The sequence below is a fragment of the Streptosporangium sp. NBC_01639 genome (genome assembly GCF_045209755.1).
Classification (GTDB): domain Bacteria; phylum Actinomycetota; class Actinomycetes; order Streptosporangiales; family Streptosporangiaceae; genus Streptosporangium.
Genome location: NZ_CP109272.1, coordinates 7,222,445 through 7,245,327, shown reverse-complemented (window position 1 = coordinate 7,245,327; position 22,883 = coordinate 7,222,445). Strand labels below are relative to the sequence as shown.

Below are 22,883 nucleotides of genomic sequence, written 5' to 3'. Positions count from 1 at the left end.
CGGGAACATCCCTCAGACATCCCCGATCATCGATCGGAGACCCCCTTCCGGCTCCGGGCGACCGCCCGCACGGAGGCCTCGGCGGGCCCGGCCGTCTCAGGTCTCTCTCAGCTCCCCTTAGTAGGCTCTCGGCATGAAACTCGCAGGGAGGCCGGCCACCTGGGTCGCGGTGGTCGCCGTGCTGGTCATCGGTGTCGCGACCTGGGTGCTGTGGCCGTCCGCACCACCGGTGCGCGTCCAGGACCAGAAGATCACAGTTCTGGACGGGCCCGGAGACGACCAGCGGGTCACGCTTGACGCGAGTTTCTTCCCGCCCGCCGGAGGCGGCCGGGCACCGGCGGTGCTGCTCGCGCACGGTTTCGGCGGCAGCAAGGAGAGCGTCCGGGCCGCGGCCGTACGGCTGGCGCAGGAGGGCTACGCCGTGCTGACCTGGTCGGCGCGGGGCTTCGGCCGCTCCACCGGGCAGATCGCACTCAACTCCCCCGACTACGAGGTCAAGGACGTCCGCCAGCTCGTCGACTGGATGGCCAGGCGGCCCGAGGTCCGGCTCGACGCGGCCGGCGACCCGCTGGTGGGCGTCGCGGGCGGCTCCTACGGCGGGGCGATCGCACTGATGGCCGCCGCGTACGACGGCAGGATCGACGCGATCGTCCCCCAGATCACCTGGTATGACCTGGCCGACGCGCTGTTTCCCGACGCGGGTGGCCAGGGGCCGCAGAACGGCGTGTTCAAGCGGATGTGGGCGGGGCTGTTCTTCAGCCGGGGCGGCCCGACGCCGGAGACGGGACTGGGCGGGCCGGCCGGAACGAGCGGTCGCACCGCCGTCCCGCCCGTCACCCCGCAGACCGCGCAGGAGGTCCGGTGCGGCCGGTTCCTTCCGGAGATCTGCGACATGTACCAGCAGGTGGCCGAGACCGGCCGGGCGACGCCGGGCGCGATCGAGACCCTGCGCAGATCCAGCCCGGTATCCGTGCCCGGGAAGATCAAAATTCCGACGCTGCTGCTCCAGGGACAGCAGGACTCACTGTTCCCTCTGGGACAGGCGGACGCCAACGCCAGAGCCGTCGCCGCCACCGGCGCTCCCGTCGGCGTGGCCTGGTTCGACGGCGGCCACGACGGCGGCAACGGCGAGGTCGACTGGATCCACGAGCGAACCCTCGGCTGGTTCGACCGTTATCTGAAGAAGGACACCGGCACGGATCCGGCGGGCAGCCCGTTCACCGTCACCCGCGACGGCGGCCGGGATCCGGGGACCCGCCGCCCGGTCCAGCTGCACGCCACCGCGGACGGCTACCCCGGCCTGGGCGGCACCGCCCGGACCACGGTGCCGCTCAGCGGCGCGGACCAGCAGGTGGCCAACCCGCCCGGCGGATCGCCCTCCTCGATCAGCGCGGTCCCCGGATTCGGCGCTCTCGCGAGCGGCGCCGGAAACCTGAGCGTGTCCGTCGACATGCCGGGCCAGAGCGCCACCTTCGACTCCGCGCCGCTGGAGCTCCCGCTGCAGGTCACCGGGAGCTCCACCGTGAAGGTACGGGTGCGGCCCGCGGAGTCCTCCGCAGGCGGGAGCGCGGAGTCCTCCGCGGGCGGGAGCACCGGAGCGGGCGACGTGACGCTGTTCGCCAAGCTCTACGACGTGGCCGGCGACGCCCAGGCACCGCTGCTGCCCGAGTCGCTCGCCGCCCCGGTCAGGATCGCCCTTCCCGAGGGCGGCACCGGCGAGGCCGAGGTCAGCCTGCCCGCCATCGACCACCGCTTCGAGGTCGGGCACCGGCTGCGCGTCGCCTTCACCACCACCGACCTGGGCTACAGCACCCCCTCGGCACCGGCCGTCTACACGGTCGGCCTGGTCTCACCGGCCGTGACCGTGCCGACCGACGCCACCCTGCGGACCCCGGCCGGCGGCCCCGCCTGGTGGACCTGGGCACTGCCGCTGGCCTCCCTCGTCGTCGCGGGAATCCTGCTGCTCACCGGACGCCGGCGCGGCGGCGACGACCACGAGCCCGCCCAGGACACCGTGCCCCTGCGGATCAACGGCCTGACCAAGGCCTACCGCAACGGCGAACTGGCGGTGAACGACCTGTCCTTCACCGTCGAGCAGGGCCAGGTGCTCGGCCTGCTCGGCCCCAACGGGGCGGGCAAGACCACCACCATGCGCATGCTGATGGGACTGATCCACCCCGACGCGGGCGAGATCCGGATCTTCGGCCGCCGGGTCGTCCCCGGCGCCCCGGTCCTGTCCCGGCTGGGCTCCTTCGTCGAAGGCCCCGGCTTCCTGCCGCACCTGACCGGCCGGGCCAACCTGGAGCTCTACTGGAAGGCGACGGGCCGTCCCACGGAGGACGCCCACTTCGCCGAGGCCCTGGAGATCGCCGGGCTCGGCAACGCGCTGGAGCGCGCCGTACGGACCTACTCCCAGGGCATGCGCCAGCGCCTGGCCATCGCGCAGGCCATGCTCGGCCTGCCCGATCTGCTGGTCCTCGACGAGCCCGCCAACGGTCTCGACCCGCCCCAGATCCGGGAGATGCGCAGGGTCCTGATCTCCTACGCCGAGCGGGGCCGCACCGTCATCGTCTCCAGCCACCTGCTCGCCGAGGTGGAGCAGACCTGTAGCCACGTGGTGGTCATGCACCGGGGCCGCCTCATCACGGCCGGCCCGGTGAGCGAACTGCTGCGCGGCCGTACCTCCGCCAACGGCTCGGGCACCCGCCTGGAGGACGTGTTCCTGGACCTGATCGGGGAAAATGCATGAGTGACGTCCACGGTTCCGGTACGGCTCTGGCCCGCGGTCCGGCGAATGCCGGCTCCCCGGACGGCGGTTCGGCGGCCGGCTATCTGCCCGGACGCACGCTGCCGCTGGCGGTGGAGATCGTCCGCCAGTTCAAACGGCGCCGCACGCTGGCCATGTTCGGCCTGCTGCTCGTGCTGCCGTGGGTCCTGGTGATCGCGTTCACGCTCGGCGCCGGATCCGGGCAGCCCGGTGCCACGCTGCGCATCTCCGACCTGGCGACCGAGGGGGGCCTGAACTTCGCCGCGTTCGCGCTGTCGGTTTCGGTGGGTTTCCTGCTGGTCGTCGCGGTGGCGCTGTTCTGCGGTGACACCGTGGCCAGCGAGGCGAGCTGGTCGTCGCTGCGCTACCTGCTGGCCGCGCCCATCCCCCGTGACCGGCTGCTGCGGCAGAAACTGATCGTCGCGATGGGCTACTCGGCGGCCGCGGTGATCTGCCTGCCGCTGATGGCGCTGCTGGCCGGGACTCTCGCGTTCGGCTGGAACGACGTCCGCGTGCCCGGCACCGGCGAGACCATCGCCGCGCTGGACGTGCTGCCCCGCTTCGGGATCGTGATCCTCTATGCGCTGGTCAGCCAGTTCGTGGTCGCCGCCCTGGCCTTCCTGCTCTCGGTCAGCACCGACTCCCCGCTCGGCGCGGTCGGCGGGGCGGTCGGCCTGGTGATCGTGAGCAACATCCTGCAGGCGGTGGAGGCGCTCGGCTCACTCCGGGAGTTCCTTCCGACCTTCTGGAACACGGCCTGGCTGGACGCCCTGGCGCCGCAGCCCGACTACGGCGGCATGGTCAAGGGGGTGGCCGTCTCGGTCACCTACTCGGCCGTCCTGGTCGCCTTCGCCTTCCGCCGCTTCCGCCGCAGAGACGTCGTTTCCTAGCCTTTAGTCGCCCTTTCCAGTCACTTGCCCTTTCGCCTCACATATTCGTCACGCGTACCTCGGCGGCATGGCGGCATGGCGCCTTTCATATAAGGCGCACCATGTCCGCTTTTTACCCTTTTGAGTTTTTTCATCACGTTCTAGGGTAGGAATCCTGCCGACTCGGAAGCGAAATGCCTCCGACATTCAGCGCGACAGACGCCAGTCCTCAGCGGCGTCTTTCTCCGTCCGGCCGCTGACCGAAGCCTCGTGGACGGACGGATCCCAAGGCGGAGTGATCGATTGGGGAGTGGTGATCGTGAAGTGCGGACCACAGATAGCCCTGGCTGTCGGTGCCGGTTACCTTCTGGGCCGGCATCACAAGCTACGGATGGCGCTCGGGCTGGCAGCGGCCGGCGCGACCGGCAAACTGGGGGCGAGCGGGAGCGACCTGCTGCAGCAGGGCCTGAAGCTGCTGGGTTCCTCTCCGGAGCTGGAAAAGATCGTTAACAGCGTCCGCGGCGAGCTGTTCGAGGTCGGCAAGTCCGCGGCGCGGGCGGCGGCGGGCAAGCAGATCGACACGCTGACCTCCAAGCTCCACAACCGGGTGGAGTCGCTACGGGTTCCGGGCGGAGCCGGCGGCGAGGAGGAAGAGGAAGAGGAGCCCACCCGCGGACGCAAGGGCGGCAAGGGTGGCAAGGCCCGCGCCGCTCGCCCGGAGCCCGAGGACGAGGACGAGGACTACGAGGAGGAGCCCGAAGAGGAGGAAGAAGAAGAGGAAGAAGAGGAGCCGGCCCCGGCCCGCGGGCGCCGCGCCACGGGCGGACGGAGCCGCCCGGCGGCCAAGACCCGTCCCGCACCCGAAGAGGATGAGGAAGAAGAAGAGGAGGACGAGGAAGAGGAGGACGAGGAAGAGGAGGAGGAAGAGCCACCGGCCAAGAGCGCACGGCGCCGGGGCGGCGCACAGCGCGAGAAGGCCGCCGCAGGCAGCCGTCCGGTCCGCCGGGCACGGGGGTGAGCGGGATGGCCGAGAAATCCCGAGCCCAACCGGCAGAGGAAGCCGGGCAGGTGCTGCCCATCGACCAGCTCACCCAGGAACTGCGGAACCTCGCCGAGGCGCTCGGGGAGCGGATCCTGTCGTCCGCGACCGACAAGATCGGCGGGCTGACCGACCGGTTGACCGACTACGCGGGCGGCAGCGGCGGATCGGACCTGCTGGGGGCGATCACCGGAGGCTCGAAGCACCCCATGTTATCCGGGCTGAAAGGGGTGGCCAAGATGGCCGGTGGCGGACTGCTCAAGAAGATCACCGGGGGCGGCAAAGGCGGGAAGAGCAAGAAACTCAAGCTGACCAACATCGTCGAGTCGCTCGACGTGGGCGCTCCCCGGAGGCTCGTCTACGACCAGTGGACCCAGTTCCAGGACTTCCCCAGCTTCATGAAGAAGGTCGAGGGGGTCGACCAGCAGTCCGACGAGAAGACGACGTGGAAGGCCCAGGTCTTCTGGTCGCACCGGACCTGGGAGTCGACGATCGTCGAGCAGATTCCCGACCAGCGGATCGTCTGGCGCTCCAAGGGAGCCAAGGGCTACGTCGATGGTTCCGTGACCTTTCACGAGGTCACCCCCGACATGACCCGGATCCTGCTCGTACTGGAGTACCACCCGCAGGGGTTCTTCGAGAAGACCGGCAACATCTGGCGCGCACAAGGCCGGCGGGCGCGCCTGGAGTTCAAGCACTTCCGGCGGCACGTCATGATGCAGACGGTGCTGAACCCCGACGACCTCGAGGGCTGGCGTGGCGAGATACGCGACAGCCAGGTCGTCAAGGACCACGAGACCGCCATCCAGGAAGAGCAGGAGCAACAGGAACAGGAACAGGCGCCGGAGGAGATCGAGGACCAGGAAGGCGGAGAGGAGGGAGAGGAGGCCGAGGAGCAGGAGGAGCCCGAAGAGGGAGAGCAGGACGAGGAGGAGCCCGAAGAGGACGAAGAAGAAGAGGAGGAGGAACCCGAGGAGGAGCCCGAGGAGGAACCCCAAGCCAAACGCCCGGCACGGCGCGGCCGCCGTACCGCGGAGGCGGAGGAGGAACCGGAGGACGAGGAGTCCGCACCGGCGAAGCGTCCGGTACGGCGCCGACGCGGTGAAACGGAGGCAGGCACGGACAAACGACCGCCGCCGCGACCCGCCCGCCGCCGGACCGGAACCCGGGGCACGTGACCGGGAGACGGGGCACGTGACCGGGAGACGGGCCGCCGGCCCGGCGCCATGGCCATCGCCCGCCGGACGGGCCACGCCCGGCGAACCGCGCGGCACCGCGTCGCGCTTCCCTCCCAGAACCACATCCGGGATCTCCACGCTGGAGGATTGAGATGACCATCGTGCAATCTTCAGGAGGCGGGGCAGGCAGCCGCAGGTCCTCGTCGAGCCTGGCCGACGTCATCGACACGATTCTCGACAAGGGCATCGTGATCGACGCCTACATCAGGGTCTCGCTGGTCGGGATCGAACTTCTGACGATCGACGTGCGCATCGTCGTGGCCAGCGTCGACACCTATCTCCGCTTCGCGGAGGCCGTCAACCGGCTGGACCTCACACAGACCGGCGGAAAGGGCCTGCCGGAGGTCATGGAAGGCATGACGCAGGGCGTGAGCAAGTCGAAGACCAAAGGCGTCACCCAGGGCGCGGTAGAAGCGGCCGGGGAGAAACTGCGCGAGCTCATCGGCGACTCCGATGGGCATGATGAAGATCACGAACCGGTCCCCCGCCGGCGTCGGAGACGGGAGGAATGAAATGCCCGGTTCTACCAGCAGAACGCGGACCGCTGGGACGGAGGAAGCCACCCGGCGCAAGCAGGACAGCGGTTCCTACATCTACGGCATCGTTCCGGCTGACGTCGAACTCTCCCCCGATGCCCGCGGCATAGGCGACCCACCGGGGCGGATCAGGCTGGTACGGCACGGCCGGCTCGCCGCCCTGATCAGCGAGGTCACCCTGGACCGCCCGCTCGGCAGGCCGAACGACCTGATCGCCCATCAACAACTGCTGGACGGCGCGGCGGCCGAGGTACCCGTGCTCCCGCTCCGCTTCGGAGCGGTGGTGACCGGCCCGAAAGCAGTCGTCGACGAACTGCTCCGCCCCTATCACGACGAGTTCCTGGCCGCCCTGAACGAGCTTGAGGGACGGGTGGAGTACGTCGTCAAGGGGCGCTACGTCGAGCACGCGGTGATCGGCGAGGTGCTCGCGGAGAACCCCGAGGCCGCACGACTGCGCGAGGAGATCCACGGCCGGCCGGCGGAGGCGACGTGGGACGCGCGGATCCGGCTCGGCGAGCTGGTCGGCGAGGCGGTCGCGGCGAAGCGTGCGGCCGACACGGACATGCTGGTCGACGCCCTCGCGCCGCGGAGCGTCGCCGTCGTCGTGCGTGAGCCGACCCATGAGCAGGACGCGGTGCACGTGGCCTTCCTGATCGAGAACGACCAGGAGGCCGAGTTCCGGCGGATCGTCGAGAAATTCGGCAAGCAGTGGACCGACCGGGTCGCCCTGCGTCTCCTCGGTCCGCTGGCGCCGTACGACTTCGTCATGACGCGACGGGGGGAGGAATGACGATGGAACTACTGACCATGATCTTCGGCCTGCCATTCGCCCCGATCCAAGGGCTGATCAAGCTCGGCGAGCTGGTGCAGGACCAGGCCGAGCTTGAGACCCGGCACCCCGCGGCGATCCGGCGCCAACTGGAGGAACTGGAGGAGGCCAGGCTCGCCGGTGAGATCACCGAAGAGGAGGAGGCCGAAGCGGTGGAACAGCTCCTCGAACAGATGACGGCCCAGCAGGACCTGCCCGGCATGGCCATGCCGGGCAGGGGTGGAGAAGAAGAGGACGAGGGGGGATGAGCTCGTGCCGGTCAAACGCGTAACCCGCGACGAGCGCGCCACCGAGACGGACGCCCCCGACGACCTCTACGACGAGGAGAACGAGACGTACGAAGACGAGGACGACTTCGACGAAGACGAAGACTCCGACGAGGACGAGGACGAGGACGCGGAGGACGCGGACGCGGAGGAGGACGTTCCGGCCAGGGGGCGGCGGTCACGCGCCCTCTCGGCGGTGACCGCGGGCAAGGCCGGGCTGCGGCACATCAGCGACCTGACGTCGAAGGAGGTCGAGGGCGTCACCTTCGTACGGCCTGCGGAGGACGGCTGGCAGGTCGGGGTCGAGGTCGTCGAGGACCGCCGGATCCCCTCCTCGGGGGACATCCTCGCGCTCTACGAGGTCGAGATGGATCAGGAGGGGAATCTGCTGTCCTACCGCAGAACGCGGCGCTACAAGCGCGGCAGTGGCGACAACAGTTAGCGAGGCGTCGTTGAGATGACCAATCCAGCACGGTCCGGTTACATGGCCCCGCAGAGCTACGGCAGCAGACCGTCCTCCGCCGGTGGGTCGGCCAACCTGGGCGACATCCTGGAGCGGGTGCTCGACAGAGGCGTGGTGATCGTGGGGGACATCCGCGTGAACCTGCTGGAGATCGAGTTGCTCACGATCAAACTGCGATTGCTGATCGCCTCGGTGGACACCGCACGGGAGCTGGGCATCGACTGGTGGGAGCGCGATCCGTGGCTCAGCTCGCAGGACGGTGAACTCGCGGAGGAGAACCGCAGGCTCCGCGAGCGGCTCGCCGTCGCGGAGGGCCGGGAGAGGCGCCGGCCCATCGAACCGCGGAAGGAGGCCGCCCGGGAGCGGCCGTCCAGGGCGAGGGAGCGCGGTGACTGAGGTCGGCACGTACGTCTACGCGATCACACGCGAACCGCACGGTTCCCCTCCGGCGGAGCTGACGGGTGTGGGAGGAGCACCGGTGAGAACGGTCGAGCACGCGGGTCTCGTCGCGTATGTGAGCACCGTCCCGCTGGAGGAGTTCGGGGAGGAGCCGCTGCGCCGCTCGCTGGAGGACCTGGACTGGATCGGGCACACGGCCCGCGCCCACAACCACGTCGTGGAGGCCGTGGCGGAGACGGTTCCGACCGCCCCCGTCCGGCTCGTGACCGTTTACACCAGCGAGGAACAGGTGAGCGAACTGCTGGCCCGGCGGCACGACGATTTCGTCGCGGTGCTCTCCCGTGTCGTCGGACGCCGGGAGTGGGGTGTCAAGGCGTACGCGGAGCAGGAGGCGGCGGCGCCCTCGACCGAGGAGGAGAGCGTCGGCGGGGAGAGTCCCGGTACGGCCTACCTGAAACGCCGGCAGGCGAGCCTGCACAGCAGGGAGGACGCGCAACGCCACACGGTCGCTCAGGCCGAGCGCGTCCACGCCGCACTGGCCGCCGTCGCCGCCGCGAGCCTCCGCCATCGCCCCCAGGACCCGGAGCTGTCGGGCCGTGCCGAGTGGATGGTGCTCAACGGCGCCTACCTCGTCGACGACGACCGCGTCGACGAGTTCACCGCCGCCCTCGACGCTCTCCGCGGACAGGGGATCGATCTGGAGCTCACCGGCCCGTGGGCCCCCTACTCCTTCACCGCTCTCGACCTCGACACGGCCGGTCCGGAGGCATCCGATGCCGTCTAGTGGCTCCCGAGGTGCCGCGCTGGCCGCCGAGGGCCGCCTTCCCTCGCAGCGCGTGGCGCTCGTCGACCTGCTGGACCGGCTGCTGGCCGGGGGCGTCGTCGTGAGCGGGGACATCGTCCTGTCCATCGCCGACATCGATCTCGTGCGCATCTCGTTACGCCTGCTGATCATGTCCGTCCGGGAGTCCGGCACGATCGGATGGGATACCCCGGCCGCGCGGGAGGCCCGACACGAACCGGTCTGGAAGTGAGTCATCGATGAAAGGCACCGGGAAAGACACCGGCCCGCCGGATGCGCGAAGCGGCGCCGCGCGTCCTGACCTCCCACGTCCCAACGCACCGCAGCCGGACGGCTCACGCCAGGACGGCTCACGACCGAGCCCACCGCCGGACAGCCCACGGCAGGACGGCGCACGGTCCGCCGGCTCACGGCCGGGCGGCACACCATCCGCCGGCTCACGATCGGACGGCTCACGGCCGGACACCGCGCGATCGAGCCGCTGGCGCATCGACACCGACTCGGAGAAGGTCGAGCGCGATCTGACCTGCCTCGTGCTCACCCTCGTCGAACTCGTCCGTCAGCTCGTGGAGCGGCAGTGCGTGCGGCGGATGGAACAGGGCGACCTGTCCGACGAGCAGATCGAGACGCTGGGGATGACGCTGATGCGCCTTGAGGAGGCGATGACCGAACTGCGGGAGCGTTTCGGTCTGTCCCCCTCCGACCTCAACCTCGATCTCGGACCGCTCGGGACGCTGCTGCCCACGGACTGAACGGTGGCGCGGTCCCTATCCCCAGTGGGGCGGGCGGTCCTCCAGCAGGCGGGCGTCGTTGTCGTCCGAACCTCGCCATTCGCCCCACCCGAGATCGGTGTCGTCGCTGGTCTGGTCGGGCAGGATCGGTGGCCCGTCGTCGGAGAGATCGACGGGACGCAGGTCGTCGGGCTCGTTCACTGTCACCCGTACATGCTAACCAGCGTCGCGGTGGAGCATTCCTCCCCGGAGGGAGCGTGTCGCCTTACGTCCGCGATGTGAAGGCCGCGCGATTGCGGGCCAAAGGACAGGCAGGGGCGCAGGCGGTACGATGCGGTGTCAGATGTGAGCTACGCCCCCTGTCAGCTACCCCCCCGTGAGGCGGCCCATGGCAACGCCATCAGGATGGCGGCAAGACGGCAATCTCCCCAACGAGCTGACCAGCTTCGTGGGACGCACCAGGTTGCTGACCACCCTCCGGCAACGGCTCCGCGAGCACCGCCTGGTCACCGTGACCGGTATCGGCGGTGTCGGCAAGTCCCGGACGGCGCTGCGCATCGCGCACCTGATGCGCGGGCAGTTCAAGGACGGCATATGGTTCGCCGACCTCGCCCGGCTGCAGGACTCGGGGATGGTCCGGCACACGATCACCTCGGCGCTCGGGATCGCCGACCAGTCGTCCCGCTCGGCGGACGAGACGCTGGTGGAGTGGCTGGGCGACCGTGAGATCCTCCTGATCATCGACACGTGCGAGCACCTGGTCGACGCCTGTGCCTCGCTCTTCGAGGACCTGCTGACCAGTGCCCGCGGCCTGACCATCCTGGCGACCAGCCGCCAGTCGCTGAACGCCAGGGGCGAGCACACGGTCACCATCCCGCCGCTGGCCGTCCCCGGCGAGGTGCCCGGAGAGGACGTCTTCAGCAACGAGGCGGTGCAGCTCTTCGCCGCGCGGGCGTGCGCGGTGGTGCCCACCTTCATGCTGGACGAGCAGAACATCGGCCCGGTGGCCGAGCTCTGCCGCCGCCTGGACGGCATACCGCTCGCCATCGAACTGGCCGCGGTCCGGATGCGCGCGCTGTCGGTGGAGCAGATCCTCGGCCTGCTGGCCGACCGGTTCAGCCTGCTCGCGGGCGCCAGCCGCACGGCGCTGCCCCGCCACCAGACGCTGCGTGCCGCGATCGGCTGGAGTCATGAGCTGTGTGCGCCCGCGGAGCGGCTCCTGTGGGCCCGGCTGTCGGTCTTCGCCGGTGACTTCGAGCTGGACGCCGCCCGCTACGTCTGCTCCGGGGAGAACCTGCCCTCCGAGGACATCCTGGACCTCATCTCCAGTCTGGTGGAGAAGTCCATCCTGCTGAGCGACGGCACGGCCTCGGGCCAGCGCTACCGGTTGATCGACACCCTGCGCCAGTACGGCGAGGAGTGGCTGGAGAAGCTCGGCGAGACCGCAACGATCCGGGAGAAACACCGCGACTACTACCTGCAGTTGGCCAAGAGGAGCGAGGACGCCTGGTCCGGCGCCCGTCAGGTCTACTGGTACGTCCGGATGCGCCATGAGCACGACAACGTCCGGGTGGCCCTGGACTACTGCCTGCGTGAGCCTTCGGAGGTGCAGGCGGGGCTGAAGCTCCTGTCCTCCCTGTGGTTCATGTGGGTGGCCTGCGGACTGGCCCGTGAGGGCAAGGTCTATCTGGAGAAGACCCTGGAGCTGACGCCCCAGCCGAGCCCGGAACGGTGCAAGGCGCTGTGGGTGCTCTCCTACATCCACAGCGCGCAGGGCAACATCGCGGGAGCCGTCGACGCGGCCGAGAAGTGCAGTTCGGACGCCGTCCGGGTGGGTGACTCCGGCGCGGTCATCCTGGCCACCAAGATGCTGGGCACGGCCGCGTTCCTCCAGGGTGACGTGCAGAAGGCCAGTGCGCTGCTGGGCGTCGCGATCGAGTTCCACAAGAGCGGCCGGGAGCTCAACCCGGGGCTGCTCCCTTCGATCGTCGAGCTGTCGATGGTGCTGCTCATGCAGAACGACCCGGCCGAGGCCGAGGTGCTGCTGCGCGACTGCATCATGGTCTGCACCCAGCGTGGCGAGCTGTGGCTGCGCTCCTATGCCATATACGCGCTGGCCAGCGTCCACCAGGCGATGGGCAACGCCGCCGAGGCGATGATCAACGCGCGCGAGGCGCTGCGGATCAAGCGCCAGTTCCACGACGTGCTCGGTATCGGCCTGGCGATCGAGGTGGTCGCCAAGCAGGCCATGGAGAGCGGGCAGCCGCTGCTCGCGGCCCGGCTGATGGGCGCCGGACACGCGAACTGGCGCACTTTCGGGATGCCCCAGATGAACTCGCCGTTCTTCAACTCCGAGCATGACCGGTCCATCAAGGAGTGCAAGCGCGTCCTCGGCGATCAGGCATACGAGGAGGCGTTCGCCCAAGGCAAGAAGCTGAACCTGGAGGAGCTGATCGAACTCGCGCTCGGCGACGACGGGCAGGACGGCCCGCTCTCCCCGCTGCGGTGATCAGTGAGGGGACGCCTCCGGAGAGTGCTGCCGCCAGGCGTCCGTGTAGCGGGAACTGGTCAGCGAGTAGTCGACGCTTCCGCTGATCCAGAACTCCAGGCCGCGCACGTAGGCGAGCACCGCCTCCGAGCCGAGCGCCTCCAGCGAGGGGCGGGCCGCCACCATGTCGGCGATGGCCCGGTTGCGCATCCGGCCGACCGTCTCCATGGCCCGCTGCCTGGAGTAGCGCCGGTGCCTGGCGAGCACGTTCACCAGGTTGTTGCAGGAGTTGCCCCCGCCGCTCTCCTTGGCATAGGAGATGAGGTCGTTGTCCCAGACGACGACGTCGTTGGCACTCTCGGTTATCGCCCGTATCGCCGGGTGGCGCCACTCGTGGGGGGTGAGACGGCAACCGCTGGCGATGTCGATGAGGGCGAAGACGGTGAGCATCGCTCCGGTCCGCCGCCGCATGAAGATGTAGTCGGCCAGGGGCGGAACCACCTCGTTCTCGCGGTTGGCCGCCTCCCAGACCTGGGCGGAGAGATATTCCTTGGTGAGACTGCGCCAGCGGTCGAGCTGGTCGGCGTCGCCGAGGGCGGCGATCCTGCCTTTGATCTCCAGCAACGCCTTCGCGAACACGTCGTCGACCTGCTGGCCCGCTTCCATGTCGTCCAGGACGGCGTGGAAGCGGGGCAGTTCGCGGGCCATGTCCGCGGCGCACCGGTCCGACTCGCAGAAGACGTCGTCGAAGGCGAACAGCCAGACGCACCAGTCGGTCACCAGGCGGAGCGCGTCGTGCTCGGCGTAGGGATACGTCCTGGCCGACAGCCATCCGTATTTCGCCTGCCGGTAGCGCTCCACCGAGTCCTCGTCCTGGAGCATCCGCGAGTCGATGAGCCATTCGAGGGTCTCTTTGTCGACCTGCTCGACGTAGGGGTTCACCTCGCTTGGGAAGGGACAGGGGAGCGGGGGAATTTGGAGATTTTGGACGAACTTATGAGCAGCACGGGTTCCCACCCGTCAAGGATGGCCGAAAAAAGGGTCTTTTCCTATACATCTAACAACACTGCGTCATCAGACGTCCGAATCAGGGCTGAACCAACTGAGGTATTCGTCCTGTCCGAAAATCCGGGCCGCCTCCCGCGCCGAGGGGGTGCCCGCGTCCGGATCGGCGCCGGCCGAAAGGAGTGCCCTGATCACCTCCGGCTCCTTCTTGAAGACCGCGCCGGACAGCGGCGTCTGCCCCCGGTCGTTCGCCCGCCCCGGGTCGGCGCCCAGAGCGGTCAGCGCGCGGACCGTTTCCGGGTGTCCGTGATAGGCGGCGAGCATCAGCAGGGTGTCCCCGCTGTCGTTGGACAGGTTGGCCGGGACCCCGGCCTCCACGTACGTGCGGAGCCGATCGGTCTGACCCGTCCTGGCCAGGTCGAACAGGCGGGTCGCGAACTCCTCCAGCTCCGGGTCAGGCTGCATGGAATCCATTGTGCCCCGATAGGGTGCCATTGACCCGGCGGGAGGCGGAATTCACCGGAGACTCCACGGGTTCATGTGAAGAGACGACCGACGAAAGGCTGGAACACGGTGTTCGACCCGACGGATCTCTACCGGCTCAGCGGAGACGTCCCTGAGCTGACCGATCCGGTGCTGCTCTACCACTTCGACGGGTTCGTGGACGCGGGCGGTGCCGGACGGCTCGCCATCGGCCACCTGCTCGGCGAGCTGGAGCACCGGGTCGTCGCGACCTTTGACGTGGACCGCCTGATCGACTACCGGTCCCGGCGGCCGATCATGACCTTCGACACCGACCGGTGGACCGACATGGAGAGCCTGGAGATCGTCCTCCGACTCGTCCATGACAGCACGGGCACGCCGTTCCTGCTGCTCAGCGGCCCCGAACCGGACCGCGAGTGGGAGCTGTTCAGCGCCGCCCTCGAAGCGCTCGTCACCCGGCTGAACGTGGGCAAGCTGGTGACCGTCCATGGCATCCCGATGGCCGTCCCGCACACCCGCCCGCTGGGCGTCACCGGTCACGCGAGCCGCTCCGAGCTCATCACCGGCCAGACCAGCGACTTCGGCAAGGTCCAGGTACCCGGCAGCGTGGCCGGGCTGATCGAGTTCCGGCTCGGCGCCAAGGGGCATGACGCCCTCGGCTACGCCGTCCACGTCCCGCACTACCTCGCCCAGGCGGAGTATCCCGCGGCCGCGGTGACCGCCCTGGAGGCGATCACCACGAGCACCGGCCTGGTGTTCCCGCTGGAGGGCCTGCGCGAGGCCGCCGGCCGGACCGACGTCGAGATCGCCGAGCAGATCGAGGCCTCCGACGAGCTGTCCACCGCGATCACCGGGCTTGAGCAGCAGTACGACGCGTTCGCCACCGGCTCCCAGCGCACGAGCCTGATGGCGGAGCCCGCCGAGATGCCCACCGGCGACGAGCTCGCCGCCCAGTTCGAGGCCTTCCTCGCCGAGCGCGACGAGCAACGCGGTGACTGACGTCCGCGTCGGCCTCATCGGGTACGGCGTGGCCGGGGCGTTCTTCCACGCCCCGCTGATCGCCGCGACCCCGGGGCTCCGCCTGTCCACCGTGCTGACCGGCAGTCCCGAACGGGCCGCCGAGGTGCGGCAGAAGTACGGCGCGCGGGTCGTCGGCGACGCCGCCGAGCTGTGGGACGTGAGCGACCTCGTCGTGGTCGCCTCGCCCAACCGCACCCATGTCCCGCTGGCCGAAGCCGCCTTGAAGGCGGGCCTGCCGGTCGTGGTGGACAAACCGCTGGCGGCGACCGCGGCCCAGGCCCGTGCCCTGGTACGGCTGGCGCACGATCTCGGCCTGATGCTGACCGTGTTCCAGAACCGGCGCTGGGACGGCGACTTCCTGACGGTCGAGCGGCTGATCTCCTCCGGAGAGCTCGGCACGGTGAACCGGCTGGAGTCACGGTTCGAGCGCTGGCGTCCCACCCCGAAGGGGGGCTGGCGCGAGCTCGGCGGCGCCGACGAGGTCGGCGGCCTCCTCTACGACCTCGGCAGCCATCTGGTCGACCAGGCCCTGCGCCTGCTCGGTCCGGTCACCCACGTCTACGCCGAGTCCGACATCCGCCGTGCCGGGGTCGCCTCCGACGACGACACCTTCATCGCCCTCACCCACGCCGGCGGCGCCCGTTCCCAGTTGTGGGCAAGCTCGGTCGCCCCCCGGCTCGGCCCCCGTTTCCGGGTCCTCGGCTCCGAGGCCGGCTACCTGAAGTACGGCCTGGACGTCCAGGAGGACCGCCTGCGTGCCGGTCTGACCCCTGACTCCCCCGGTTTCGGGGAAGACCCCCGGGAACGATGGGGCACCCTGGGCACCGACGACGCGCACCGGCCCGTCCGCACCGAACCCGGCGACTACCTCGCCTTCTACGCCGCGGTGGCGGCGGCTCTGCGGGACGGCACCCCGCCCCCGGTGGACCCGGAAGAGGTGGTGGAGGCACTCACCGTCCTGGAGGCCGCCCGCCGGTCGGCCGCCGAGCGCCAGGTGATCGCTCTCTGAGCGCGCCCGCAGGCGCCCTGCCGGGAGACACCGGCCGGGCCCTCCCCCGTCGCCGGGAGACCGTCTCCTCTCCCCGGCCGTGACGGCGGGGAGAGTGAGCTCTCGGCCGGTGTCAGTCGCGCAGGCGGGAGCGGAGCGCTCCGGCGTCGGACTCGGTCCACCCCTGGGAGGCGAGCCAGGGTAGGGGTCCGCCGAAACGGTCGTCGAGCACCCTGAGGAACTGCTCGATGTATTTCCGGCGGGGCCGATGGTCGTCGGCCGGGCGGGAGTCGAGATCGTCGCGGTAGGTGGCGCTGGAACGCAGCCGGGCCAGGATGCCCTCCAGCCGGTCTCCCGTCGCGACGTAGTCGGTGACGATCGCCTCCCGAGTGGCTCCGGCGACCTCCAGCGCCAGGGCGCAGACGACCCCGGTGCGGTCCTTGCCCGCCGCGCAGTGCACGACGGCGGCACCGTCGTCGTGCGCCATGGCGCGCAGCGCGGCCAGCACCGAGTCGGGGCGGTCACGCAGGTAGTTGTAGTAGAACCCGGTCACCTTGAGCTCGGCCAGGTCCTCCTCGTTCCGCTCCTGCCAGGGCAGCACCCGGTCGGCGTCGATCCGGTCGACCCGGTCGGCCTCGACGTCGGTGTGCCTGCCTCCCTCGGCGAACAGGGTGAGGTGGTGAATGCTGATCTCCGGCACCGCGGTGAGCGGCCCGGGGCCCTCCAGGAACACCTCGGTGCCGGAGCGCAGGTCGATGACATGACGGAGCCTGAGCTCGCCGACGAGCAACTCGACGTCGCGCTCCGTCAGTCCCTGCAGGTTGTCCGACCGGTACACCCGGCCGAAGCGCGTGGTCCCGCCGTCCACCGTCGCGAGCCCGCCGAGGTCGCGTACGTTGACGGCACCTTCAAGATCGATCCATCGCGTGAAGTCGTTCATCATCGATGAGCCTATACGTCGGGTATGGCCGCGCGGTCAACGTCCGATGTCCGGTTCCGCAACGCCGGCCGGGCAGGAGGGGCCGTAGAGCGCGGGGGCGCCGTCCGTCTCACTCTCCCGCGCGGCGCAGCAGTTCGAGGGTCCGGCCCATCCCCGCCTGATTGCCCAGGCCTCGGTAGATGTCCTGGGCCTGCCGGAGCGGGGGGACCGCCGCCTCGGGATCGCCCGCCTCCAGATGCGCCTCACCGAGGTAGATCAGGCTCCTGGCCATCCACCAGCGGTCGCCAAGGTCCTCGAATGCGTGTACGGCCCGCTGGAGCCATTCCTGCGCCTCCCGGGAACGGCCCAGCCGGCCGTGGGCACGGCCCGCCGACAGCTCGGCCCTGGCCACCCCCCAGGAGTCACCGAGCGCGGTCAGCATCTCCGTGGCCCGCCGTACGTAGGCCAGCTCGCGCAGGCCGTCCGCCGGGTTGCCGACCTCACCGGCCGCGCGCAGGCACCTGGCCTCCTCCCAGACCTCACCCCTGAGCCGGAACGTCTCCGCCGCCCTTTCCAGGCTGAACCCGGCCCGGACGAAGTCGTGCTCGGCCGCCCTGGTCTCCCCGCGGTTCCGCAGCGCCCGCGCGTTCGCGCCCAGCACCTCACCGTAGGCGCGCAGGGTCTGCGCCTCGGAATAGCGGTTGCGGTCGTGCTTGAAGATCTCCAGGGCGTCCTCCAGCAGTTCCTTCGCCTCCTCGGACCTGCGCTGGGCGAGCCGGAGCTCGGCCAGGTTGCGCTGGGTCCTGGCCGACCACCAGCGGTCGTCCTCCCCCTTGAAGGCGGTGATCGCCCCGATCAGGTAGCCCTGCCCCCTGTCGAGGCTGCCGTCGCTGAACAGGCTCATGCCGATCGAGCGCATCGCCCGTGCGGCCCACCACGCCTCTCCGAGGTCGGTGAAGATCTCCAGTGCACGCTCGGCGTCCGCTCTGGCGGCCTGGTGGCTGCCCTGCCCACCGGTCACGGCGGCCCGGTCCAGCAGGGCGATACCCAGGACTCTCGGATCGTCCAGGTGGATCGCGGCCTGGCAGCCGATCTCGGCGACCGTGTGCCAGTCGGACCAGTAGGCGCGCAGCGAGTGGCAGAGCGAGCTGAAGGCCCGGCCCAGCCCCCAGGCCAGCTCCCACATCTCCAGGCTCCGGGCCTGGTTGACGGCGGCGACCAGGCTCAGCCGCTCGGCGTTGAGCCAGTCGGCCGCCGACGCCTGAGCCTGTGTCGTCGACACCGGATCGGTGTTCCTGCCGCTGCGGCCCCAGTCCTGCGGCCAGCGGGCCATCGCCGCGGCCTCGCCCCGGCGACGGTATCCGGACAGCACCCGCTCGATGGCCGCCCGGCGGCGGCCGTCGTCGTCGCCGGAGACGGACAGCTCGCGGGCGAAGATCCGGACCAGGTCGTGCAGCCGGTAGCGCATGACACCGGAGAAGTCGACGCCCGAGCACTCGGCGAGCTGGGCGTCGATCAGCGCCTCCAGCTGGTCGGCACCCTCCAGCTCGGAGGTGGCCAGCAGTTCCCCCGCCACCCAGCCCGGCACGTCGGGGGCGGTGAGCAGGCCGAGCAGGCGCAGCAGCCGACGCTGGAGGTCGGTGCAGTCGTCGTAGCTGAGCTGGAGCGAGGCGCGCACGCTCTTGTCCAGGCGGCGGGCGAGTTCGAGCTGGTCCAGGCGGCGGCGCTCGTCCCTCAGCCGGTCGGCGAGCTCGCGCAGGGTCCACTTCTCCCGGGTCGCCAGGCGCCCTCCGCAGATGCTGATGGCCAGCGGCAGGTGGTCGCACATACGGACGATCTCCTGCGCCGACTCCAGGTCGCTTGCCACCCGGTCGTCCCCCGCCAACCGGGCGAGCAGTTCCACCCCCTGCGCCTCGCTGAAGACCGAGAGCCGCTTGTCGTAGGCGTTGAGCAGGTATAACGGCTGCCGTGAAGTGATCATGACCGTGCAGCCCGGCTCGGCCGGGATCAGATCCTTGACCTGGTCCCCGTTCTGGGCGTTGTCCAGGCCGATGAGGATGCGCCTGCCCTTGGTCCAGGTCAGCCAGAGCTTGCGCAGCTCGGTGAGGCCACCGGGGTCGGTGGTCAGCCGCACCCCCAGCGCGCGCAGGAAACCGATCAGCACCTCCTCGGGCTGGACGGGCGCCTCCACCGTGCCCCGCAGGTCGGCGTAGAGGCGGCCGTCGGGGAACCGGTCGGCGATCTCGTGCCCGAACCTTGAAATGATCATGGACTTGCCCACGCCGCCTCTGCCGTACACCGAGACGACTAGCGGCGAGGTCTCCTCATCGGCGCCGCGGGAACGCCTGCGGCCGGCGAACACCTGGCGCAGCTCGGCCAGCGACTCGGTCCGCCCGGTGAAGTGCGCGACGACCGGGGGCCACTGGTCGGGCGGGCGCCAGGACGGGCTGTCGCCGGCGGCGGGCTCCTCCGTCCGCGTGCTGTTGGTCGCCCAGGTGAGCAGGCCGACCAGGAGGGCGGCGAGCACGGTCACCCCGACCTTGGCCCCGGTGGGCAGGTCCCAGACGTCCAGCGAGGTGGCCAGAATGCTGGCCACCGCGGCGGCGATTCCGGCGGCGGCGGGCGCCGCCAGCGAGACCGACCGCCTTGCCGGTCGCGGACTGCGGTGATCAGGCACGTTCGACGGCCCGGACATCTGCACCTCTCGGAGAAGACCGTGGCACGTCTGCGGCCCCGGCCCAGCCGACGTGTCATGTCAAGATTTATTCAACCAGACGACCGGTCGGCAAAGGGGCGCCTCATAGGGCGTTCACCGGTCGGCGAAGTGACATCTCGGTGAAATCCCGGAGACGGGCGCCTGCGCGCCGGGCGCGGGTGGAGCCGGACAGCGCGCTTCCGGGCCCCACCCGCGCCCGGCCACCAGGGCCACGGCCATCCGCCGGGGTACGGCGTGCGTGCCGTACCCCGGCGGTGGCCCCGCGCCGCTCCGTGCGGCTCTTTCGCGAGGCCCGCCTACCGGCCGATCACGTGACAGGTGGCCTGGGCGGTCTTGGACGGGTCACTTTCGGAGGTCGCGGTCAGCGTGACCTTGGCCAGCCGGCTGCCACCGGAGGCCTGCTGGGCCTTGACGGCCACCGGTGCCTGCTTTCCGAAGTCCGCGGCCACGAGCCGGTTCGGCAGCGAGGCCGTCCAGCCCTTGCCCGCGACGGTGGCCGAGAGCCGGTAGACGTCGCTCTTGAGGTAGACGCTCACGTCTTCGGGGTGCTCCCCCTGGGTGGCGGCGGACCTACCGGTGTTGAACAACGGGAAACGGCAGGAGGACAGACCCTTGCCGTCGGGGATACCGGCGGCGGGGAGCAGCTTGAGGCCGCGTTTCTGCGGCCCGGCGCCGTCCAGGGAGCGGACGGCCACCGTGTAGGACAGGATGCCCTTGCGGTCGCGCTGCACGTCGAGGACGTAGAAGTGGAGCCGGTTGGCCTCGTCCACATACTCGTACTCGGACCCGGAGTCGGTGCCCGCGTGGAACAGGGCGTCCGACAGCTGCCGGTAGTCGCCGATGGTGATGGGTACGGCGGTGCCGTCGGGCAGGACGTAGTCGGTCATGCCGATGTCCTGGGGGTTGGCGTCGACGACCCACTCGAAGGGCGCGCGGTCGGCGTTCTTCGTCTTGGCCAGCAGCACGCCGGAGTCGGGGGTGAAGGAGTCGGCTCCCATCCGGTCGACGACCTCGACGGTGTAGTTGTCGTATCCGCCGCCGTCGCAGTACGGGTCCGTCGCGACGGTGCAGGCGGGACTGCGGTCGCCGTCGCCGAAGGCGATGTTGACCCCGGACAGGCCGGTCGGCCCCGGCTGGGCCACCCGGGCGGTCACCTTGGCCACCACGAGACCGGACTCCGCCAGCGCCCCGCGGGACAGGCGCAGCACGTTCTGCTCGTCCACCATCGCAAGCTTGATCTTGTTGCGGAGCATGTGCTGGGCGCCCATGGATCCGCCTCCGGTGGGCGGGATCGACCAGCGGCTGTGCGGGCCACCGGGTCCGTTGAAGCTACCCCGGCTGAGCATCTCCCAGATACCGGTGTAGGCGCGGCGCGGCGGCACCCCGAACGGGTTGTTGTAGTTGTCGCCGATGCCCAGGATGTGGCTGAGCTCGTGGGCGTAGACGCCCTGGCCCGAGCTTTCCGCCTGGGTGGACGACCCTCCTCCGGCGTTGGGCCAGATGGAGGAGGCCGAGGCCCAGGAGGTCCAGTCCACGTACCGGGTCTCGGCCCAGTTGGGCAGAGCCGGGTCCGGCGGGCCGAAGTCGTCGGTCACCGCCTCCTTGGTCGGGAACTTGATCGGCCCGAACTCCTGCCAGGTGGCCGACTCGTCCTGGCCCGCGCTCAGATAGAAGACGAAGTCGAATCCGGCGGGGATCTCCTGGCCCTCGGCGCCGACCCACGCGGCCCGGCCGTCGGTCCTGATGTCCTTTTCGCAGCTGTCGCCCGCCGGGCAGGCGGTGCCCCCCTGGAACTCCATCGCGTACTCGTGGGACTTGCCCGGCATCTGGTACGGGCCGAAGGAGGTCAGGTCGACGCCGTAACGGCCCCCGGAGTCCTCCATCCAGTACTCGTGGATGGTGTGGCCGCGGTTGAGCTCGTTGGGGGTGTTGAGGAAGTCCTTGTAGAACTGGGCGACCTTCTCGCGTGGGATGTCGTGGGCCTCGGCGCTGGGATTCTTGAAGACCGTCGAGCCCTGCGGCCGAGTGACCACGAACGGCTGGTTGGGATAGTCCAGCAGGACCAGTGCGCCGCGGAAGGTCCTCGTGGAGCCCTTGGCCGCGGGATCGGCCCAGTTGGTGCCGGGCGGTTTCCGGTAGTCGGCCCACGTCATGTGGTCCGGGTTCTTCCAGTCCTGCGGGTCGATCGGAGCCGGACCGCCGGGCTTGGACCGCAGCGTGGCGGCGGGTTCGTCCCGCTGCCACGGCTGGGTCTGGGGCCACTGGTTCAGGCGCCAGGGGTGTTCGGGTTCGGGGGAGGGCTCGGCGGAGGCGGGGAGGGAGGCGATGCCGATGGGGATCAGCACCACCGCTGCGATCAATGCTTTCAGCAACCTGGGGGGACGAGTCACGACAAATGACGTTATAGATCGCTTTGACAGCGATCAATCATCTTCTAGAGGAAGGTCGCCTTGACTTCCACGATCGTCGGGTTGAGGCCGGGCTTCCGAGCGACCCGCGAGCCAGGCGCTCGACAGCGTCCTTCACGTCGGCCGCCACGCTCCCAGCCGAGGGATTCCACTGCGCCGGAACACCGGCTTCCCGCGTGCTTTTCTGGCAAAGTGTCGTGATCATCCCCCCGACAAGGACGACTGATGACCAACCCGTATGACAACCAGAATCCGCAACCGGAATACGGCCAGTACGGCCAGCCCGGTCAGTACGGCCAGCCCGGCCAGCCCGGCCAGCCCGGCCAGGGACCGTACACCCAGCCCTCCTACCCGCAGCAGGCAAACCAGCCCGGCCCCGCGGTGAAGGGGTTCCTCGCCCGCCTTTTCGACCTCAGCTTCGACCACTACGTGACGACGAGCATCGTAAAGATCATTTTCGTCATCCTCGTGGTGCTTCAGGGGATCTGGGCGCTCCTGTTCCTGGCCTTCGCCTTCGACCTGAACCCGGGGTTCGGCATTATCTCGCTCGTCATCGCGCCGATCGCCTGGTTCCTCGCCGTGCTGCTCACCCGCGTGGGGCTGGAATCGCTGGTGGTCGTTTTCAAGATCAAGGAAGATCTGGGGGCGATCCGCAACCGTGGCGGATTCTGAGGACGCGCCGCCGCCCCAAGGGCCACCGTCCCGGATCTCCTGACACGTGGTCTGATATCCGCCGGTCCGTCCGTGGCTCTTGAGTGCCGTCCTTTCTACTGGGACCCGGCCGCCGTCTCCGACGTCTGCCGTCGGCCCGGCGACTGAGCCGGGGCCCAGCGGGCGGGTGGGCCCGCACCGGCCTCCGTCGCCGCCGGCCCACCCGCGATCCCGGTCACCGGCCGGAGGCGAACCCGCTCTCGGCG

Annotated in this window: 22 protein-coding genes; 16 read left to right on the top strand and 6 right to left on the bottom strand. The window is 69.9% G+C overall.

Annotated features, from left to right (window positions below; all coding sequences use genetic code 11):
• The first annotated feature begins 133 nt into the window (after positions 1–133).
• From OHA77_RS32950 to OHA77_RS32895, 12 genes are all read left to right on the top strand, one after another.
• Positions 134–2,749, top strand: coding sequence for a CocE/NonD family hydrolase (locus tag OHA77_RS32950; protein WP_406313205.1), 2,616 nt, complete (start codon positions 134–136; stop codon positions 2,747–2,749).
• Complete coding sequence (locus OHA77_RS32945) at positions 2,746–3,657, top strand: ABC transporter permease (protein ID WP_406313204.1); 912 nt, start codon at positions 2,746–2,748, stop codon at positions 3,655–3,657. The genes OHA77_RS32950 and OHA77_RS32945 overlap by 4 nt, the downstream gene beginning before the upstream one ends.
• A 370-nt stretch (positions 3,658–4,027) precedes the next feature.
• Positions 4,028–4,654, top strand: coding sequence for a hypothetical protein (locus OHA77_RS32940; RefSeq protein WP_406313203.1), 627 nt, complete (start codon positions 4,028–4,030; stop codon positions 4,652–4,654).
• Positions 4,655–4,659: 5 nt separating this feature from the next.
• The gene (locus OHA77_RS32935; RefSeq protein ID WP_406313202.1) at positions 4,660–5,853 is read left to right on the top strand and encodes an SRPBCC family protein; all 1,194 of its coding nucleotides are present in this window, start codon (positions 4,660–4,662) and stop codon (positions 5,851–5,853) included.
• A gap of 152 nt (positions 5,854–6,005) precedes the next feature.
• Positions 6,006–6,425: a gas vesicle protein GvpJ gene (gene gvpJ, locus OHA77_RS32930; RefSeq protein ID WP_326824294.1), complete on the top strand. Its 420-nt coding sequence runs from the start codon at positions 6,006–6,008 to the stop codon at positions 6,423–6,425.
• Between the two features lies 1 nt (position 6,426).
• A complete protein-coding gene (locus tag OHA77_RS32925) occupies positions 6,427–7,239 on the top strand; it encodes a GvpL/GvpF family gas vesicle protein (protein WP_406313201.1) in 813 nt (270 codons plus the stop codon).
• Positions 7,240–7,241: 2 nt separating this feature from the next.
• On the top strand, positions 7,242–7,526 hold the full coding sequence (locus OHA77_RS32920) for a gas vesicle protein GvpG (protein WP_406313200.1): 285 nt from the start codon (positions 7,242–7,244) through the stop codon (positions 7,524–7,526).
• Positions 7,527–7,530: 4 nt separating this feature from the next.
• Complete coding sequence (locus OHA77_RS32915) at positions 7,531–7,986, top strand: gas vesicle protein (protein WP_406313199.1); 456 nt, start codon at positions 7,531–7,533, stop codon at positions 7,984–7,986.
• 42 nt (positions 7,987–8,028) lie between these two features.
• Positions 8,029–8,403 (top strand): gas vesicle protein, encoded by a 375-nt coding sequence (locus OHA77_RS32910; protein WP_326826875.1) that lies wholly within the window; start codon positions 8,029–8,031, stop codon positions 8,401–8,403.
• The gene (locus OHA77_RS32905; protein ID WP_406313198.1) at positions 8,396–9,190 is read left to right on the top strand and encodes a GvpL/GvpF family gas vesicle protein; all 795 of its coding nucleotides are present in this window, start codon (positions 8,396–8,398) and stop codon (positions 9,188–9,190) included. The genes OHA77_RS32910 and OHA77_RS32905 overlap by 8 nt, the downstream gene beginning before the upstream one ends.
• Positions 9,180–9,440, top strand: a complete 261-nt coding sequence (locus tag OHA77_RS32900; RefSeq protein WP_406313197.1) for a gas vesicle protein — start codon at positions 9,180–9,182, stop codon at positions 9,438–9,440. The genes OHA77_RS32905 and OHA77_RS32900 overlap by 11 nt, the downstream gene beginning before the upstream one ends.
• 301 nt (positions 9,441–9,741) lie before the next feature.
• Positions 9,742–9,960, top strand: coding sequence for a gas vesicle protein K (locus OHA77_RS32895; RefSeq protein WP_406313196.1), 219 nt, complete (start codon positions 9,742–9,744; stop codon positions 9,958–9,960).
• 15 nt (positions 9,961–9,975) lie between these two features.
• Here the strand turns inward: OHA77_RS32895 and OHA77_RS32890 are convergent, their stop codons facing one another.
• A complete protein-coding gene (locus OHA77_RS32890) occupies positions 9,976–10,146 on the bottom strand; it encodes a hypothetical protein (protein WP_326827124.1) in 171 nt (56 codons plus the stop codon).
• A 181-nt stretch (positions 10,147–10,327) separates the two neighbouring features.
• Here OHA77_RS32890 and OHA77_RS32885 point away from each other — a divergent pair, with 181 nt between their 5' ends.
• The gene (locus OHA77_RS32885; protein WP_406313195.1) at positions 10,328–12,448 is read left to right on the top strand and encodes an ATP-binding protein; all 2,121 of its coding nucleotides are present in this window, start codon (positions 10,328–10,330) and stop codon (positions 12,446–12,448) included.
• Here the strand turns inward: OHA77_RS32885 and OHA77_RS32880 are convergent, their stop codons facing one another.
• Both OHA77_RS32880 and OHA77_RS32875 read right to left on the bottom strand, forming a co-directional pair.
• Positions 12,449–13,369: a 4-epi-cubebol synthase gene (locus OHA77_RS32880; protein WP_326824302.1), complete on the bottom strand. Its 921-nt coding sequence runs from the start codon at positions 13,367–13,369 to the stop codon at positions 12,449–12,451.
• Between the two features lie 132 nt (positions 13,370–13,501).
• Positions 13,502–13,906: an ankyrin repeat domain-containing protein gene (locus OHA77_RS32875; RefSeq protein WP_406313194.1), complete on the bottom strand. Its 405-nt coding sequence runs from the start codon at positions 13,904–13,906 to the stop codon at positions 13,502–13,504.
• A 99-nt stretch (positions 13,907–14,005) separates the two neighbouring features.
• Here OHA77_RS32875 and OHA77_RS32870 point away from each other — a divergent pair, with 99 nt between their 5' ends.
• Positions 14,006–14,914: a proteasome assembly chaperone family protein gene (locus OHA77_RS32870; RefSeq protein ID WP_406313193.1), complete on the top strand. Its 909-nt coding sequence runs from the start codon at positions 14,006–14,008 to the stop codon at positions 14,912–14,914.
• Positions 14,907–15,944, top strand: a complete 1,038-nt coding sequence (locus OHA77_RS32865; RefSeq protein WP_406313192.1) for a Gfo/Idh/MocA family oxidoreductase — start codon at positions 14,907–14,909, stop codon at positions 15,942–15,944. Before OHA77_RS32870 ends, OHA77_RS32865 begins: the two co-directional genes overlap by 8 nt.
• Before the next feature lie 112 nt (positions 15,945–16,056).
• On the opposite strand, the gene OHA77_RS32860 is transcribed toward OHA77_RS32865, so the two are convergent.
• The 3 genes from OHA77_RS32860 to OHA77_RS32850 form a co-directional block, all read right to left on the bottom strand.
• Entirely contained in the window at positions 16,057–16,863 is an 807-nt protein-coding gene (locus tag OHA77_RS32860) for a tyrosine-protein phosphatase (RefSeq protein ID WP_406313191.1), read from the bottom strand.
• A 109-nt stretch (positions 16,864–16,972) separates the two neighbouring features.
• Entirely contained in the window at positions 16,973–19,438 is a 2,466-nt protein-coding gene (locus OHA77_RS32855; RefSeq protein ID WP_406313190.1) for a tetratricopeptide repeat protein, read from the bottom strand.
• Positions 19,439–19,854: 416 nt separating this feature from the next.
• Positions 19,855–21,948 carry a M6 family metalloprotease domain-containing protein gene (locus OHA77_RS32850; RefSeq protein ID WP_406313189.1) on the bottom strand — a complete coding sequence of 698 codons (2,094 nt, stop codon included), beginning with the start codon at positions 21,946–21,948 and terminating at the stop codon, positions 19,855–19,857.
• 243 nt (positions 21,949–22,191) lie between these two features.
• On the opposite strand from OHA77_RS32850, the gene OHA77_RS32845 reads away from it, so the two are divergent.
• Complete coding sequence (locus OHA77_RS32845; protein WP_406313188.1) at positions 22,192–22,638, top strand: DUF4282 domain-containing protein; 447 nt, start codon at positions 22,192–22,194, stop codon at positions 22,636–22,638.
• The last annotated feature ends 245 nt before the right edge of the window (positions 22,639–22,883 follow it).

Bases quoted from the DNA above. Each gene is read 5' to 3' on its own strand.
- OHA77_RS32920 (WP_406313200.1), top strand. From the start codon at position 7,242: ATGGAACTACTGACCATGATCTTCGGCCTGCCATTCGCCCCGATCCAA.
- gvpJ (WP_326824294.1), top strand. From the start codon at position 6,006: ATGACCATCGTGCAATCTTCAGGAGGCGGGGCAGGCAGCCGCAGGTCC.
- OHA77_RS32935 (WP_406313202.1), top strand. From the start codon at position 4,660: ATGGCCGAGAAATCCCGAGCCCAACCGGCAGAGGAAGCCGGGCAGGTG.
- OHA77_RS32900 (WP_406313197.1), top strand. From the start codon at position 9,180: ATGCCGTCTAGTGGCTCCCGAGGTGCCGCGCTGGCCGCCGAGGGCCGC.
- OHA77_RS32885 (WP_406313195.1), top strand. From the start codon at position 10,328: ATGGCAACGCCATCAGGATGGCGGCAAGACGGCAATCTCCCCAACGAG.
- OHA77_RS32875 (WP_406313194.1), bottom strand. From the start codon at position 13,906: ATGGATTCCATGCAGCCTGACCCGGAGCTGGAGGAGTTCGCGACCCGC.
- OHA77_RS32950 (WP_406313205.1), top strand. From the start codon at position 134: ATGAAACTCGCAGGGAGGCCGGCCACCTGGGTCGCGGTGGTCGCCGTG.
- OHA77_RS32925 (WP_406313201.1), top strand. From the start codon at position 6,427: ATGCCCGGTTCTACCAGCAGAACGCGGACCGCTGGGACGGAGGAAGCC.
- OHA77_RS32940 (WP_406313203.1), top strand. From the start codon at position 4,028: ATGGCGCTCGGGCTGGCAGCGGCCGGCGCGACCGGCAAACTGGGGGCG.
- OHA77_RS32860 (WP_406313191.1), bottom strand. From the start codon at position 16,863: ATGAACGACTTCACGCGATGGATCGATCTTGAAGGTGCCGTCAACGTA.
- OHA77_RS32845 (WP_406313188.1), top strand. From the start codon at position 22,192: ATGACCAACCCGTATGACAACCAGAATCCGCAACCGGAATACGGCCAG.
- OHA77_RS32910 (WP_326826875.1), top strand. From the start codon at position 8,029: ATGGCCCCGCAGAGCTACGGCAGCAGACCGTCCTCCGCCGGTGGGTCG.
- OHA77_RS32945 (WP_406313204.1), top strand. From the start codon at position 2,746: ATGAGTGACGTCCACGGTTCCGGTACGGCTCTGGCCCGCGGTCCGGCG.